The organism is Paenibacillus xanthanilyticus (genome assembly GCF_042682185.1).
Taxonomy (GTDB): Bacteria; Bacillota; Bacilli; order Paenibacillales; family Paenibacillaceae; genus Paenibacillus_Z; species Paenibacillus_Z xanthanilyticus.
In genome coordinates, this window is sequence record NZ_JBHUHA010000001.1 from 3,051,935 (window position 1) to 3,066,994 (window position 15,060).

General features: G+C 60.2%; 12 protein-coding genes. 8 read left to right on the plus strand and 4 right to left on the minus strand.

Features of this window, described 5'->3' with window-relative positions:
* Positions 1 to 24 precede the first annotated feature (24 nt).
* Together ACFSKT_RS12875 and ACFSKT_RS12880 are read right to left on the minus strand one after the other, a co-directional pair.
* Complete coding sequence (locus ACFSKT_RS12875) at positions 25 to 513, minus strand: phosphatidylglycerophosphatase A family protein (RefSeq protein WP_377721402.1); 489 nt, start codon at positions 511 to 513, stop codon at positions 25 to 27.
* 199 nt (positions 514 to 712) lie between these two features.
* On the minus strand, positions 713 to 4,489 hold the full coding sequence (locus tag ACFSKT_RS12880) for a DNA polymerase III subunit alpha (RefSeq protein WP_377721403.1): 3,777 nt from the start codon (positions 4,487 to 4,489) through the stop codon (positions 713 to 715).
* Positions 4,490 to 4,638: 149 nt separating this feature from the next.
* Here ACFSKT_RS12880 and ACFSKT_RS12885 point away from each other — a divergent pair, with 149 nt between their 5' ends.
* The 3 genes from ACFSKT_RS12885 to ACFSKT_RS12895 all read left to right on the plus strand — a co-directional run bounded on the left by ACFSKT_RS12885 (position 4,639) and on the right by ACFSKT_RS12895 (position 5,876).
* Positions 4,639 to 4,974, plus strand: coding sequence for a YtrH family sporulation protein (locus tag ACFSKT_RS12885; protein ID WP_377721404.1), 336 nt, complete (start codon positions 4,639 to 4,641; stop codon positions 4,972 to 4,974).
* A 3-nt stretch (positions 4,975 to 4,977) separates the two neighbouring features.
* Complete coding sequence (locus ACFSKT_RS12890; RefSeq protein ID WP_377721405.1) at positions 4,978 to 5,493, plus strand: hypothetical protein; 516 nt, start codon at positions 4,978 to 4,980, stop codon at positions 5,491 to 5,493.
* A gap of 86 nt (positions 5,494 to 5,579) precedes the next feature.
* Entirely contained in the window at positions 5,580 to 5,876 is a 297-nt protein-coding gene (locus tag ACFSKT_RS12895; protein ID WP_377721406.1) for a YtpI family protein, read from the plus strand.
* 34 nt (positions 5,877 to 5,910) lie between these two features.
* Here the strand turns inward: ACFSKT_RS12895 and ACFSKT_RS12900 are convergent, their stop codons facing one another.
* Positions 5,911 to 7,254 (minus strand): DRTGG domain-containing protein, encoded by a 1,344-nt coding sequence (locus ACFSKT_RS12900; protein WP_377721407.1) that lies wholly within the window; start codon positions 7,252 to 7,254, stop codon positions 5,911 to 5,913.
* A gap of 134 nt (positions 7,255 to 7,388) precedes the next feature.
* Here ACFSKT_RS12900 and ACFSKT_RS12905 point away from each other — a divergent pair, with 134 nt between their 5' ends.
* Together ACFSKT_RS12905 and ACFSKT_RS12910 are read left to right on the plus strand one after the other, a co-directional pair.
* Positions 7,389 to 8,798: a sensor histidine kinase gene (locus ACFSKT_RS12905; RefSeq protein ID WP_377721408.1), complete on the plus strand. Its 1,410-nt coding sequence runs from the start codon at positions 7,389 to 7,391 to the stop codon at positions 8,796 to 8,798.
* A gap of 157 nt (positions 8,799 to 8,955) precedes the next feature.
* On the plus strand, positions 8,956 to 10,353 hold the full coding sequence (locus ACFSKT_RS12910) for a sensor histidine kinase (protein ID WP_377721409.1): 1,398 nt from the start codon (positions 8,956 to 8,958) through the stop codon (positions 10,351 to 10,353).
* A 136-nt stretch (positions 10,354 to 10,489) separates the two neighbouring features.
* Here the strand turns inward: ACFSKT_RS12910 and ACFSKT_RS12915 are convergent, their stop codons facing one another.
* Entirely contained in the window at positions 10,490 to 10,825 is a 336-nt protein-coding gene (locus ACFSKT_RS12915) for a YlbF family regulator (protein WP_377721410.1), read from the minus strand.
* 228 nt (positions 10,826 to 11,053) lie between these two features.
* On the opposite strand from ACFSKT_RS12915, the gene ACFSKT_RS12920 reads away from it, so the two are divergent.
* From ACFSKT_RS12920 to ACFSKT_RS12930, 3 genes are read left to right on the plus strand one after another with little or no spacing between them, the layout of a single operon-like run.
* Entirely contained in the window at positions 11,054 to 12,424 is a 1,371-nt protein-coding gene (locus ACFSKT_RS12920) for a YheC/YheD family endospore coat-associated protein (protein ID WP_377721411.1), read from the plus strand.
* 36 nt (positions 12,425 to 12,460) lie between these two features.
* The gene (locus ACFSKT_RS12925; RefSeq protein WP_377721412.1) at positions 12,461 to 13,693 is read left to right on the plus strand and encodes a YheC/YheD family endospore coat-associated protein; all 1,233 of its coding nucleotides are present in this window, start codon (positions 12,461 to 12,463) and stop codon (positions 13,691 to 13,693) included.
* Positions 13,690 to 15,060, plus strand: coding sequence for a YheC/YheD family endospore coat-associated protein (locus ACFSKT_RS12930; protein WP_377721413.1), 1,371 nt, complete (start codon positions 13,690 to 13,692; stop codon positions 15,058 to 15,060). The genes ACFSKT_RS12925 and ACFSKT_RS12930 overlap by 4 nt, the downstream gene beginning before the upstream one ends.

Below are 15,060 nucleotides of genomic sequence, written 5' to 3' on the forward strand. Positions count from 1 at the left end.
GTCGGACATTCGGGCCGGCAAGCCTTATTCCGGAACGCCGTATTGGTTCGCCTTCGAATCCTGATGCGCGATTCGCGCCGATGCCGCCGCCGCGAGACCTGCGACCAGATCATCAAGGAAGACGTGAATATGCTTGCCTTTCTCGTTCAAGCGCCGAATGATGCCGGGCTTCACTTTATCAAGATAACCGAAGCTGGTCAAGCCGATCATGCCGTAAACGTTGGTGATACCGAGCGCCAGCGTCTCGTCGACGCCGTACAAGGACTCATCCGCTTCCATGATCGCCTGCAGCGGCGCCGGGAGCAGCTTCCGCTCCGCCAGCTCGTCTAGGGCGATTCCGGTAAACAGCACATACTGCACCTCGCGCTTGCCCAGAACGGCGAGCACGCTGCTTTCGCATTCCGCCAAGGTCAGATCGGCGTTGTACGGGCGTTGAAGCGAGTACACGATATCTGCGACGTCGGCGACCGTCACGCCGCGGCTTTCGAGCCATCTTACCATTTCGGTCGACATTGGTTCATCCCTCCGCTTCGGCTTGTACGCGATCGGCAGGTCGTCGCCGCATGCTGTCGGCGACGCCGCCGGACCACGCGCAAGCGCCGAACTGCCGGAGCCGGCGGGCTATAGGGACAAGCGTCCTGGGCAGCCGGCTCCGTGTTTCCTAAATGTATGCGGAGGGGCGCCAGGTTGTGCATGAAAAAAACCGCCGTCGTTATTTTACGACGGCGGAACCATGGCCGAAGAGCGCCTCGATCTCCCGCAGCAGCGGCTGCGAGGGCTTGACGCGGTATGCGTCGCTGAGCGCGACGGTCTGTTGGCGTCCTTCATAGAAGAGCACCGTCTCCAGCGGACCCGCGCTCGCGGCCAGCAGTGTCTTCAGCCGGTCGAGCGCGCCGGGCTCTTCCCGCCCGGCCGGGATCTTGATATAGACGCGCTGCTCGCGCTTGGGGCGCAAGGTGTTATCTCGGGCCGGGGCGTCGGCCTTCGGCGACTGCGTCTCGCGGGTCGGCAGCGAATGGCCGGCCGATTCCACCCGGGCGGAGGACGGCGACGACTTCGGCCCTTTCGGCACGGGGGCCAGTTCCTGATCGCGGCCCGGTCCGTCTGCTGCCTGCCGAGGGCGTGTTCCAGCCGATGAAGGCCCCCTGTCGCGCGCGGTGCCGCCCGCAGGCGCCGTTCCCCCGGAAGAGGAAGCGCGCGGCGCTTCACCGCCGCGGGCGAAGCCGCCTCTCCGGCCGGCCCGCGCGCGCTGTTGGAGCCGCTTCACATCTTCCGCCAGTCGACCCGAGGCCGACGCTTGCGCAAGCGGCACCGATTCTTCCACGATCAGCTTGAAATCCTCCTCCTGATGCTGGACGCCCGCCTGCAGCACGACGAGACTGCCCGGCTGCAGCATCGCGGACTGGCGCTGCCAGATCGATGGAAACGCCACCGCTTCGACCTTCAGAATGCGATCTTCCACCTCGAGGAACGCCATCGACTGTCCCTTCTTGGTCGTGAACGGCTTGACGGACACGACCATGCCCGCGATATGGGCGGTCGCGCCTTCCGGCGCCTCCGTCAAATCGACGAGCCGGTCCAGCCCGAGCGGCGCCAGCGTCTGTTCATAATCATCCAGCGGATGGCCGGATAGATAGAGACCCAGCAGTTCGCGCTCGAGCGCCAGCTGCTGCCCGGTCGTGAACGGCTGCACCTCGGGCAGGGGGACGTCCCAATTCTGCACCTCGTCGAACCCGAACAGCTCGATCTGCAGCTCCTCGCGGTCCTTCCGCCAGCGCGCGGCGGCTTCCACCGTCTCGTCCAGCGCCGCGAACAGCTGCGCCCGGTGGCCGCCCAGCGCATCGCACGCCCCTGCCTGCACGAGCGATTCCAGCACGCGCTTGTTGACGACGCGCAGATCGACGCGCCGGCACAAATCGACCAGGCTGTCGAACGGACGCTCCGCCCGCTCCTTCATGATTGAATCGATCGCCTGGGCGCCAACGTTCTTGATCGCGGCGAGCCCGAAGCGAATCGCTCCGCCAACCGGCGTGAACGAGACGCCGCTTTCGTTGACGTCGGGCGGCAGCACCGCGATGCCCATTCGACGGCATTCGTCCACGTATTCGGCTACCTTGTGCTGATTGCCCGTCACTGACGCGAGCATCGATGCCATGAACGGCACCGGGTGGTTCGCCTTTAGCCAAGCCGTCTGAAACGCCAGTACGCCATAGGCGGCCGCGTGAGCGCGCGGGAAGCCGTAATCCGCGAAGCGCACGATCATGTCGTACACCTTGTTCGCGTCTTCCTCCGCATAACCTTGCCCCTGGCTGCCCTCGACAAAATGAGCGCGCTGTTCATCAAGCACCTCGCGCTTCTTCTTCGACACGGCTCGCCGCAGCAAGTCCGCTTCGCCGAGCGAGAAGCCTGCCATCGTCGAGGCAATCTGCATAATCTGCTCCTGATAGACGATGATGCCGTACGTATCCGCCAAGATCGGCTCAAGCGACGGATGCGGGTATTCGACCTCGACGGCGCCGTGTTTGCCCTGGATGTATTTCGGGATAAATTCCATCGGACCCGGACGGTACAGTGCCAATACCGACACGATATCCTCGAACGTCGACGGCTTCATCTCCTTCAGCACGCGCCGCACGCCCGCCGACTCCAGCTGAAAAATGCCGGTCGTGTCGCCGCGGCCGAGCATGGCGTACGTCGGCGGATCATTGTCCGGGATATGGCGGAAATCGACGGTGATGCCATGCTGCTTCTTCACCCAGCCGAGCGCCCTCTCCAATATCGATAACGTCCGCAGGCCGAGGAAATCCATCTTGAGCAAGCCAACGGATTCCAGATGCTCCATCGAGTATTGCGTCAGCGCGGTCCGCTCCGTTCCCGCCTGCAGCGGCACCACGTCGGTAAGCGGACTGCCCGAAATCACGACGCCGGCCGCGTGGGTCGACGCATGCCGCGGCATGCCCTCCACCTTCAACGCCATCTCGAGCAGCGCCTTCGTCTTCGGCTGGCGCTCCGACGCCTCGCGCAGATCGTTGCTGACCCGCAGCGCCTCAGCCAGCGTCATGCCAATCTGTCCAGGGATGAGCTTCGCCGCGCGGTCCACCTCGGCGAACGGCACGTTCATCGCCCGCCCGACATCGCGCACCGCGGCGCGCGCCGCCATCGTACCGAAGGTGATGATCTGCGCGACATGCTCCTCCCCGTACTTCGCGCAGACGTAAGCGATGACCTCGTCGCGGCGCTCGTCGTTGAAGTCGATGTCGATGTCGGGCATCGTGATCCGCTCCGGATTAAGGAAGCGCTCGAAAAGCAGCTTGTATTTGATCGGATCGACGTCGGTGATGCGCAGCGTATAAGCAACCAAACTCCCCGCGGATGAGCCCCGTCCCGGTCCGGTCCGGATGCCCTGCTCGTGCGCGAAGCGGATGAAGTCCCATACGATTAGGAAGTAATCGCTGAAGCCCATCTTCTCGATAACGGACAGCTCATAGGCCAGCCGCGTCTCGGCAGCCGACCTGAATTCTCTGTCTTCGTTCCACTCGGGCTTGCCGGCATACCGGGCTTCCAGCCCTTCGGCGCACAGCACCGCCAAGTAGGACGCGCTCGTCATGCCTTGCGGCAGCGGTCCGAACGAAGGCAGCAGCGCCCGATCGAACGTGAGCTCCAGGTTGCACTTCGCCGCGATCTCCGCCGTTCGCGCGACCGCGTCCGGCGCCTGGCGGAACAGCTCTGCCATCTGGTTCGCGCTCTTCAAATACATCTGATCGGTCAACATGCGCATCCGGTCCTCGTCGTCGACCGTCTTGCCCGTCCCGATGCAGATGAGCACGTCTTGGACGGCGGCATCGTCCGGATGCAAATAGTGTACGTCGTTCGTGGCGGCAAGCGGTATGCCGGTCTCCTTCGACAGCTCGATCATCCGCCGGACGACTTTCTTCTGGTCGAGCAGTCCATGGTCTTGAAGCTCCAGATAGAAATCCTCGCCGAAAATCGCCTTGTACCGCAGTGCCGCCCGCAGCGCCTCGTCATCCCGGTCGTGCAGCAGATGCCAGGAAACCTCGCCCTTCAGGCAGGCGCTCAGACAGACGAGTCCTTCCGAATACTGCGCCAGCACCTCGTGATCGATGCGCGGTTTATAATGAAACCCCTCCAGCTGGCCGATCGAGCAAAGCTTCATTAAATTCTTGTAGCCCGTCTCGTTCTTGGCGAGCAGGATGAGGTGGTAGGTCGGATTGTCTTTGCGCGAGCCTTTCTCGAACCGTGATCCCGCCGTCAAATAAACCTCGCAGCCGATGATCGGCTTGATGCCGTTCGCCCGGCATGCCTTATAGAATGCGATCGCCCCGTACATGACGCCGTGGTCCGTCAGCGCAAGCGCCTTCATGCCCAGTTTCGCCGCCTGGGCGGTCAGGTCGCGGATGCGCGCCGCGCCGTCCAGCAGGCTGTATTCGCTATGAACGTGCAAATGCACGAATTCCGTTTCGGCGCTCATGGCCGTCCCCTTCTTCCCCGGGCGCGAAACACGTGTTCGCGTCCTTTTTCGACTAGTTTAACATATTACGGCCCCGGACGGCCATAGAATGGAACTAGTGGGGACACGCCTCCCCATAATTTACGAGCGAAGCGGGGCGAATGCGCGCCATGGTCAATATCCATCCGGTACTCGTGCTGGCCTTTATCGATTTCTTCACGGCGTTCGGCGTCGTGTTCGGGGGCGCCATGCTGGCGGGCATCGGCGCGACGTTCTTGTTCATGCCTCCGTCAACGATGATGCTCAAGACGGCCGCGAACCTGAAAATATGGGCGGTCGTCGCGGCGATCGGCGGCTCCATCGACCCCATCCGGGTCATCGAGAGCAATCTCTCCGACGGCCAGCTGTCTCCGGTGGCGCAGCAAATCGCCTTCATCGTCTGCGCCTTCCTCGGCGCACATATGGGCACCGAGCTGATCCGCTGGCTCTGCAAGGGGGCCGCTTAGCCAATGCGCGTCCCCCAATTCGAACGATACGCGGTGCTCACCCAAGGTGCCGCCAGCTTCGTCGTCGGCGCCATCGTCGGCGCGATCTTCTACCACTCCGTCTTCACGGCGAACTTCGAGGCGGTCATGATCGCCAATTCGGAGATGGAACAGCAGCTTTCGCAGTACGAGGTGGATTTGAAGGAGCTGAAGCAGTTCAAGAACAAGCACTCCGTCATAAAGGGCGTGCTGCCCATTCAGGAGGATACAAGGGACTCGGATGGCGAGCCGATCGTCTTCGACGAACTGACGAAAGCCGAGCTGAAGAAGCGCGTCCGGGCGAATCTGAACGCGCTTCTCGGGACAAGCATCTACGATATCGGCAGCAATTCCAAAATCGCCCGTCTGCTGCTCGACGACAAGGTATTCACGGGCATCTACGGCAATTCCTATACGATCGAAATCAAGACGATGCTCGTCTCCGACAACGTCCTGCAGGTGTGGTTCAAAGCAAGCGTCCTCAAGCCGTCGCCAGGCTGAAGTCGATGCTGCTAGCTTTAGCCAATCGACGGGTTTCATGGTACAATAGTAGGCAATATGTAATGCAAAGGAGCTGTCCCTTCGTCATGGAAATTGCCCTCCACTGGGTGCTGATTATTGCCATCATCGCGGTGTCCATCTGTTCGGTCACCTTCAGCTTCAAAGCGCGCCGCTCGTCGGATGCCCGCGTCCGGGGCATGAACGCCGCGCTGATGAACGTCTGCATGGGCGTCATGCTCATGCTGCTGTCGGTGTTCTTCCTGCTCTTGTACAGCGGGTCGACCGTCAAAGTGATCGTCAGCACGCTGCTGATCGTCATCGGGTTGTTCAATCTGTTCGCCGGATTGCGCAATCACAGCATCTATCGCTCTATGAAAGGGTAGCCTACGCGGCTGCCCTTTTTTTGCGCAATCCGGATCAAAACGGGTCGATGAGCTGCGCCGTCAGCATCGCCTTTGCCGCGAGGCCGCTAGCGTCGAGCAGCTCGACTTCCAGCTTCGCGTTCTTGCGGCTCATCTCCAGCAGCTTCGGCACGATCGACACTTCGCTCTCCAGCTGGAGGGGACGGATGAAATACGTGCTGAAGCTGTCGAGGCCGTGGTCGCGCTTGCCCAGCTCGCGGATCAGGCCGCGGGCCGCCTGCGCCATCAGCGTCACGAGCACGCCTTCGGAGATGACGCCGAGCGAGCCGGACATCTGCGGCGTGATTTTGCCCCGAAAAATCCAGCCTTCGCCCGCATCCTCGGCCTTCATGAATCCCGCGCCGATCAAATCCTCGAACGTATCGCCGGATTCCTGCTGCTTGCCGGCATAACGCATCGCGTCGAGCACCTCGGAGCGCGTCAGCGTCGCGAGCAGCTTGCGGTTCTTGTCCACGATCGGGAGCAGGTCGATGCCCTCGGCCGCCATCGTGTGGGCCGCCGACGCGATCGGAATGTTCGGCGCCGCCGTGATGGGGTGGCGGGTCATCAGCTTGTCCACGGTCTGCGTCACCGGCGCGCCGTCGGCATCCTTCATCGTCATCATGCCGACGACGCGGCCGCGTTCGTCCAGCACCGGGAACCGCGAACGTCCGGTCCGCGCAGCGAGCGCGTGGAAATCCTGATTCGTCTCGCTGGTGCGCATCGTCTCGATCGGACGGCTGTACGTGACGATGTCCTCGACCAGCATGATTTTCTGCTTGATCAGCCGGTCGTACATCGCGCGGTTAATCATCGAGGCGACCGTATACGTATCGAATTTGGACGAAATGACGGGCAGCCCGCGTTCGTCCGCCAGCCGCTTCATCTCCTCGCTCGTCCCGAAGCCGCCCGTGATCAGCACGCCCGCCCCATGCTCCAGCGCGATTCCGTGCGCGCGGTCCCGGTTGCCGACGATGAGCAGGCTGCCCGCGTCGATATAGCGGCTCATGGCATCGAGCTCCATGGCGCCGATGACGAATTTGTGCAGCGTCTTCTCGAGGCCCGACGCTCCGCCCACCACCTCGCCTTCCACGATGTCCGCCACTTCCGCGAACGTCAATCGGTCGACCGTGCCGCGGTTTTTGCGGTTGATCCGCACCGTGCCGATCCGCTCCTTCGTGCTGACGAGTCCGAGCGTCTCCGCTTCCTTAATCGCTTTGTACGCCGTTCCTTCGCTCACTTCGAGCTCCTCCGCCATCGTGCGCACGGACAGCCTCGTGCCGATTTTCAGCTTGGTTATATATTGAATGATGCGCTCGTGCTTCGTATGCGCGACATTGCCGCGATCGCCTGTTTCCATCGGTTCTTCTCCTTTTTCAAAATACGACAAATAATGATTCCTATTTTAACAGAAAGCCGATAAAGTAAGGAGTATAACAGGGTTATACATAAGCTTTGCACGATCCAGCCTAGATAAGAGGGGCCGACTGCACGATGCAAAATTTGGACGAGGTTCTTAATCGCGTTTATGCGTTTTTCATAATCAGTTATCCGCAATTCGTCGTCTATATGTATTTTACTGCCGTACTGCTTGGGGTCTGGCAGCCCCTCCTTCGGCGCCGGCTGATGTTAACCGGGTTCTTCGCGCTCGTCTACGTGGACGTGCTTTTCGCCGTGCTCCCCAAATCGCTGCACCTGATCAACTCGATGGCGACCAGCCTGACGGTAATTTGGTTCGTTTTTCGAAGGCAATCCGTGAAGATGAAATTGCTCTTCCTGACGATTCTCAACCTCATAGGCATCCTCTTCGATACCGGTTTTTTGATTGTATACACCAGATTCGGCGGCGATTACAGCAAAATTTGGGATTCCGCGCCCCTTGTCTTGTACCTGGTGTACTGGGTGCTGTTCAGCGCGCTGCTCTATGCGGGTCGCAGATTGCAGCGCAGAAATACGCCGCCGGTCAAACGATTCGTCGCGTTTCTGCTGAGCCTGAAGGGGCGGCCGGCGTTCTACCTGACGTTATTGTCCGTGATGCAGGTCGTTTGCATCTCCTATTTTATACTCAAATACTATATCGATCCTGACTTTGACAACGGGTTCGAAGTGGCGCTCTATGTCTCTCTGATCCTCATTGTGCTTGTCTTGGTTATGGCTATCCGCATGATTATCAAGACGCGGGAGGAAGCCACCCGGTCTACGCAAAAAACCTATATCTCGGAGCTAAATCAAATGTTCGCCACCGTCAGAGGCCAGCGGCATGACTTCATTAACCATGTGCAGGTGATGCACTCGCTGCTCGCGATGAACAAAATGGAGCGGCTGCGCGAATACATGCACGGCGTCGCCGATGAAATCCGCACCGTGGACCGCGCGCACGTGGATCATCCTTCGCCCGCGCTAGCCGCGCTGGTCGAAGCCAAATTGGCCATTGCGGACGCAAAACGGATCGCCTTCGATTACCGAATCGACGATGCCCCGGCCACCTTCGGCGCTGTGACGAGCATCGACCTCGTGCGAATGATCGGCAACTTGATCGACAATGCTTTCGATGCCGTCCTCTCCCTGCCCATCGGTGAGCGGTACGTGCTGCTGGAGATGACAACGCTCCGCGGCGCGCTGATCATCTCGGTGACCAACCACGGCACCGTCCTGAGGGATGAGCAAATGGAAGCCATGCTGGCCCCCGGCTATACCACGAAGACTGGCGAGCACGCCGGTCTCGGCTTGAGCAACGTGGTCGAGCGCGCAGCCGAATACCGCGGCACGGTCGCCGTCGAATCCGACGAGAGCCGCGGCGTCGTCGTGACGATCCGAATTCCGAACGTGGCCAAAAGTCAACCGAAAGAGGGTCGCAAGGCTGCGCGTGCGGCCGAAAAAGGGAAACACTCGGCACGTTCATAAATAACCGCAGGATACGAATGAATAGCCGAATGATCTCTATTCAATCGAGGTCATTCGGCCAATTTATTCCGTTCTTACCCGGCTCCTCCCGTATCATCCAAGAAAGTGAACGCACCTACGGATCGCTCGCTTATTTCCTGCAAGGGAGTTTATTTTCATGACTTACGCTCAACTCGATGCCGTGCTGGAATTTTTCTTTATCACGCTTCCGCAGACGTATGCCTTATTCTGGTTTATCCATGCGATGCTCGGTCTGCAACAGCCGCTAACGTGGCGACGCCTTATTATCAGAACGGCCGCCCCGACGATCTACATGGAGCTGATGTTCAATATTCTGCCGACGTCGCTGCATTTACTAAATTCCGTTACCGCTCTATTTGTCGCGGTGCTGCTGACGTTCGGGAGACAAACGTTAAAGCTGCGTTTATTCTTTGTTGTTCTCTTTTTCCTGTCAGCCATCATGTCGGATCTATCCATCATTTTCATCGCGTCCAAAACCATCACGTACGAAACGTTTATGAGCGGACCTTTCTATTACAAGATCCCATACTGTACGCCCATGCACGCAGCTATTTATTCGCTCGCTGTTTTTCTGAAGCGCAAACAGATCTCGCCCTTAAAGCAAGCTGCACATTTCGTGATCGGCCTGCGAGGCAAACCGACCTTCTATCTGGTTGTGCTCACCGTTTTTCAGCTTGGCTGCATCAACTTTTTCCTTGTTAAAACGTTTATCGACACGTCCGTAGATGCCGGACTCGAAATTGCGATATATCTTTCTCTTGTGCTGATCTGCTTCATCTTCATCCATACGATCCGCCTGATCGTCCGCACGCGTGAGGAAGCGATTCAATCGACGCAGAAAACGTACATCGACGAGCTGAATCAAATGTTCGCCACCGTGCGCGGCCAGCGCCATGACTTTATCAACCACGTCCAAGTCATGCATACGATGCTGTCCATGAACAAGCTGGACCGGCTGCGCGAGTACATGCATGGCGTCGCCGATGAAATCCGCACCGTGGACCGCGCGCACGTCGATCATCCCTCGCCCGCGCTGGCCGCGCTCGTCGAAGCGAAGCTCACCATCGCCGACGCGAAGCGGATCGCCTTCGACTACCGGATCGAGGATGCCCCGGCCGCGTTCGGCGCCGTGACGAGCATCGACCTCGTGCGGATGATCGGCAATCTGATCGACAATGCGTTCGACGCCGTCCTATCCCTCCCTGTCGGCGAGCGGTTCGTGCTGCTGGAAATGTCCGTCATACGCGGTACGCTGATCATCTCCGTCGCCAACCAAGGCATCGTCCTGACCGAGGCGCAGCGGAAAGCAATGATCGCCCCCGGCTATACGACCAAGGAAGGCGAGCACTCCGGTCTTGGCCTCAGCAATGTCGCCGAGCGGGCCGCCCAGTATCGCGGGACGGTCGCGATCGAATCCGACGAGGAGCGCGGCGTCGTCATTACGATCCGCATTCCGAACGTGGTACGCGGCAAGGACGTCGGCCGCGAGCAGGACTCCGCCTCGGAGACAAGCCGGTCCGCGGAGCTTTCCTGATGCCTTGGCTGGAGCAAGCCCTCTTGCTATCGAGCCCAAATCCGTATCGTACGCGCAGCCCAAAGAGCCCGCAGTCCGGTAGCATACCGGAGCCTGCGGGCTCTTCTTGCTTATCTTGGGCTTGCCGCCGCGCCGGTTAACCGGCCACGGAACGAAGCGCATCGGAAATAATGCGGTTGACGTCATCGAACACCGCGCTGAACCGGCGCTCCTCGTCGAACAGCCGGCCGATCAGCGGATGACGCGCGATGCTCTCGTATCGCTCGCTCAGGCCAGCCATCACGTCCTCCGACGGCTCTTCTCCCGCCATAATCTGCTGCTGCAGCTGGGCTTGGCGCTCGCGAAAATCGTCCATAAGCCGCTTCGCCTCGGGATCGGCGTCCACGGCGGCTTGAGCCGCCTTGAGCGCCTTCGCCTCCTCGCCGTCCGTCAACGCTTTAGCCAAGTCGTACGCCTTGTCGTATACGTTCATCGTCCGTCTCCTCCTCTTCATGCCGACCCTCTTCTTATAAGGCGAAACGGCTGACGCCGTCTTTTATCGGCTCGGCGCATTTTAAAATCAGGCTTATTCGCCCTGCAATCGCCTGCCTATCGCCAATCACCAAGGGTGATCTGTCCTCATATGATGAAGTAATTCGCATAAACACCCATAAGACCGCTAGCTGCCCGCCCTTAATTCCCAGCGTGGAAGGAGATTCCTATGCTGAAATCCAAAGTCGCCGTACAAGTGACCAGTCCGGGCATCCTGCCCGATGACGTGATCATGCTGGGCGATGCTTATTTGAAACCGTGGAAAATCCCGCAAGGCCAGCCGGTCACGCTCAAGTTCGGCGCGATGCGCCAACCCGTTAAGGTTGTTGCGGTCGAGAAATTCGACGGCATGCGCATCAGCCAAAGCCTCGCCAGGCGCATGGGCATTCTGGCTGGCTGTCAGCTTCGGCTGCAGTACCGCAGCGCAAGCGCCGTGCTTGCCCTTGGCCCCTTGATCGGCGTGCTGATCAGTCGGGACGATCCGAGCATGCCGGAGAAACCGTTTGGTTCCATTACGATGTTCTGCAAAGAATTGGTTGACGCCAGCGCCGTCTACGGCGCGCATGTCTATTTCTTTACCCCGGAGGGAATCGGTTCCAGCCCTCAACATGTGGAAGGCTGGGTCTACGCCGGCGGATGGCGCAAGATCGTCGTGCCTGCGGCCGACGTCATCAGCAACCGCCTTACCTCCCGTAAGCTGGAGAACAAACCCAGCGTACAACATTTTTTCCGAGAAGTAAAATCGCGCCACGGCACCGCCGTCTTTAATGAAAAGTTTCTCGATAAGCCGGAAGTGTTCGAGGCATTGGGTCGCGACCGCGCGCTCGTGAAATATTTGCCTGAGTCGCACGTGCTGCGGAATTACACGATGCTCAAGTCGATGTGCTCCAAATATCCGAACGTTTTCCTCAAGCCCGTTCGCGGCAGTCTCGGCAAAGGCATCATCCGCATCACGCGGCTGGATCAGGAGAATTTCGTCGCCCATCATGCCACCGTGGGAGGCACCCGCAAGCAGCATTATTCGAACCTGTTGAAGTTATTCTCGTCCATCTCCGGCAAAATGAAGTCGGTCCGCTACCAAATCCAGCAAGGGCTGCATCTGATCGATATCGGGGGTCGCCCCGTCGACTTCCGCGCGCTCGTGCAAAAAAACGAACAAGGCAAATGGTCGATGACGTCCATCGTCGCCCGTACGGCGGGCAGCCATCACTTCGTCTCCAATCTGGCCCGGGGCGGCACGCTCAGCACGGTCAAGGAGGCGGTCGCCAAGTCCAATCTGAGCAACGCGCAAGGCCATGACGCGTCCGGTCGGCTTCAACGGGCCGCGCTCGAGATCGCGCAGGGCATCGATACGCACATCCCCGCCCACTTCGGCGAGCTCGGCATCGATCTGGCGATCGATACGAACGGCCGTGTGTGGCTGCTGGAGGTGAACTCCAAGCCGTCCAAGAACGACAACACGCCGCTTCAGCCGGATCAGAAGATCCGTCCGTCCGTCCGCAATCTGATCCGTTACGCCCGGCATTTGGCCCAATTCTAGCCGCGACTTCGCGCCGCAGCTTAGGAGGCAGCACCGATGAAAGCCCACGCGATGCCCGTTCTGGCGATTCTCGCCAGTCCTCCGCGCGCAAGCGAGGAGCAGCCCGATGATTCGCCCGGCCGCTTGCCCGAAGACCGGTTCTTCCGCGCCCTGTGCCGAATGGGCGCCGAACTCGGCTTGAACATCTATGTCGTCCATGCGGACCCGGCTGCCGCCGCAATCATGAACGCGGATTGGAACGGCTACGTCTTGCGAGACGGCGGATGGAGGCGAATGCGCTGTCCGCTGCCCGATCTGATCTATGACCGGGCCATCGGCGCAAATCCCACCGAGCGGCGAGCCAAGGCCGATCTGCTCGAGAAGCTGTCCGAGCGGAAGACGTTCACGCCGCTGAACGGCTCCCTTCCCGGCAAACTCGCCGTCTACGAGGCGCTGCGGGCCGATCTCCGGCTTCGGCCGGCACTTCCGCCCACATATGCTTTTACGGGCGCGGCCGGTCTGCAGAAGCTGATCGCCCGCTTCCCCGGCGGCTTGTTCCTGAAGCCGGACGCCGGATACCAAGGACGGGGCGCCCTCGCGCTGCACGCCCACGGAGACGGCTGGCTGGCGCATGGGCGAACGCTCGCGAACGCGGACATCGTTCGCGCGTTCGCCGACGCCGCCGCCTGCGCGGCTTGGTGCGAGCGTTTCGTTCGCGCCGCTTATATAGCGCAGCCGTATTTGCCGCTTCGGAACGAAGCTGGCGCGAGCTTCGACATCCGCTCGCTGACGCAGAAGGACGAACGCGGCCGTTGGCGCATCACCGGCATCGCGGTGCGGGAAGGCGCGCCCGGCAGCGTCACATCCAACTTGCACGGCGGCGGCGAAGCCAAGGACGCCGAGGCCACGCTCGCCGCCCGATTCGGCGCGGCGGCGGCGCGCCGGCTGCTCCTGCGAACGGCGCGGCTCAGTCTGCGCGCCGCACGCGCGCTGGAGCTGCGCTTCGGGCGCTTCTGCGAGCTGGGCCTCGATTTCGGCCTTGAGCCAAGCGGCCGGCTGTGGCTGATTGAAGCGAACGCCAAGCCGGGCCGAATGTCCTTCCGCGGTAAACCAGCCATCTACCGGCTCGCCATCCTGCGGCCGCTTCAAGCCGCCTTGCGGCTCGCCGGCACCGGCCGAACCGCAGAATCACCTATTATGTCGTCGTTCACTCATCGGTCTACACGCGGCTACACCTACACCCAGCAAGCCCGAGATTATCGGGGATGCATCCAGGAGGTTCATCCATGAGTTTGACATCGTGTCACGTCCACTTTTCACCGCATAACGATAAAGTCATCCACTTGTCGGGTTCGCTCCTTAAATCGCTTAACCTATCCGGCAAGAAGAACGTTCAGCTCAAGCTCGGCAGCGAATCGATCACCGCCGCGCTCAAGCCGATCCGCAAGCAAGGTCATCACGTCTATTTGTCCGCAGGCGTGCGCGAGCGCATCCGCGTCCCCAAGACCGGCAGCATCTCGGTCGTGCAGCCGGCCGAAGGCGAGTTTCAGCTCGGACCGCTCGTCGGCATTTTGACCGATTCGGGCGTACGCGCTTCGAACGCTCCTTTCGGCGGCCGCACCGGTTATATCCGCCAATTGATCCGCACCGGCGAAAGCAAAGCGTATATCTTCGCCTTCACCCCGAGGGACATCAACTGGCAGCAAGGCACCGTCAACGGCTATTTCCTGAACGCGCAGGGCGGCTGGTACCGCAAAACGGCGCCGCTGCCGGACGTCGTCTATAATCGGCTGCCGAGCCGCCGGGCAGAAGTTTCGACTTCGATCGTGAACCTGCGCGAGCGGTTCATTCGAAATAAAATTCCGTTCTTCAACTGGAGCTTCTTCAACAAATCCGATGTGTACAAAATGCTCGACAAGGACGTCGAGGCGCTGGAGCATTTGCCCGAATCGGTCAATCATCCGAAGCCGGAGAGAATCAAGGAGATGCTCGAGCATCATCAATTCGTCTACTTCAAACCGACTGCAGGCAGCTTGGGTATCGGCATTTACCGGTTGACGTACCATCCGAGTCGCGGGTATTTCGCGCGCTATCGGTCGAATGGCAGCAATGTGCTGCTCCGCTTTACAACCTTCAACTCTTTAATGCGGATGCTTCAAGGCCGCCATGGCGCCAACCTCAGCCAGTACGTCTGCCAGCAGGGCATCCGGCTGATCGAAATCGACGGCTGCCCGATCGACTTCCGCTTCCACATGCACAAGAACGGCAAGAACGAATGGGTGCCCGTCGGTATCGGCGCGAAGAAAGCCGGCAAAGGCAGCGTCACGACCCATATCAAGAACGGCGGTCAGCTGCTGACGCCGGATCAGGCGCTGAACCAAACGTTCGGCAGCCGTTCGGGCGAGATACTGGAGAAAGCGAAGAAGGTTTCCATTAAGCTGTGTCAGGCCATCGAGCGCAACTTCCCGCATACGCTGGGCGAGCTCGGACTCGATATCGGGATTGACAAGGAGGGCGCCATCTGGATGTTCGAAGCGAACGCCAAGCCTGGCCGGTCCATCTTCGGACATCCCGCGCTTCGCGGCCAAGGACGTGATTCGTACTCGCATATCATCGAGCATTGCCTCTACTTGGCCCGCTTCAAAGGGAGGGAATAG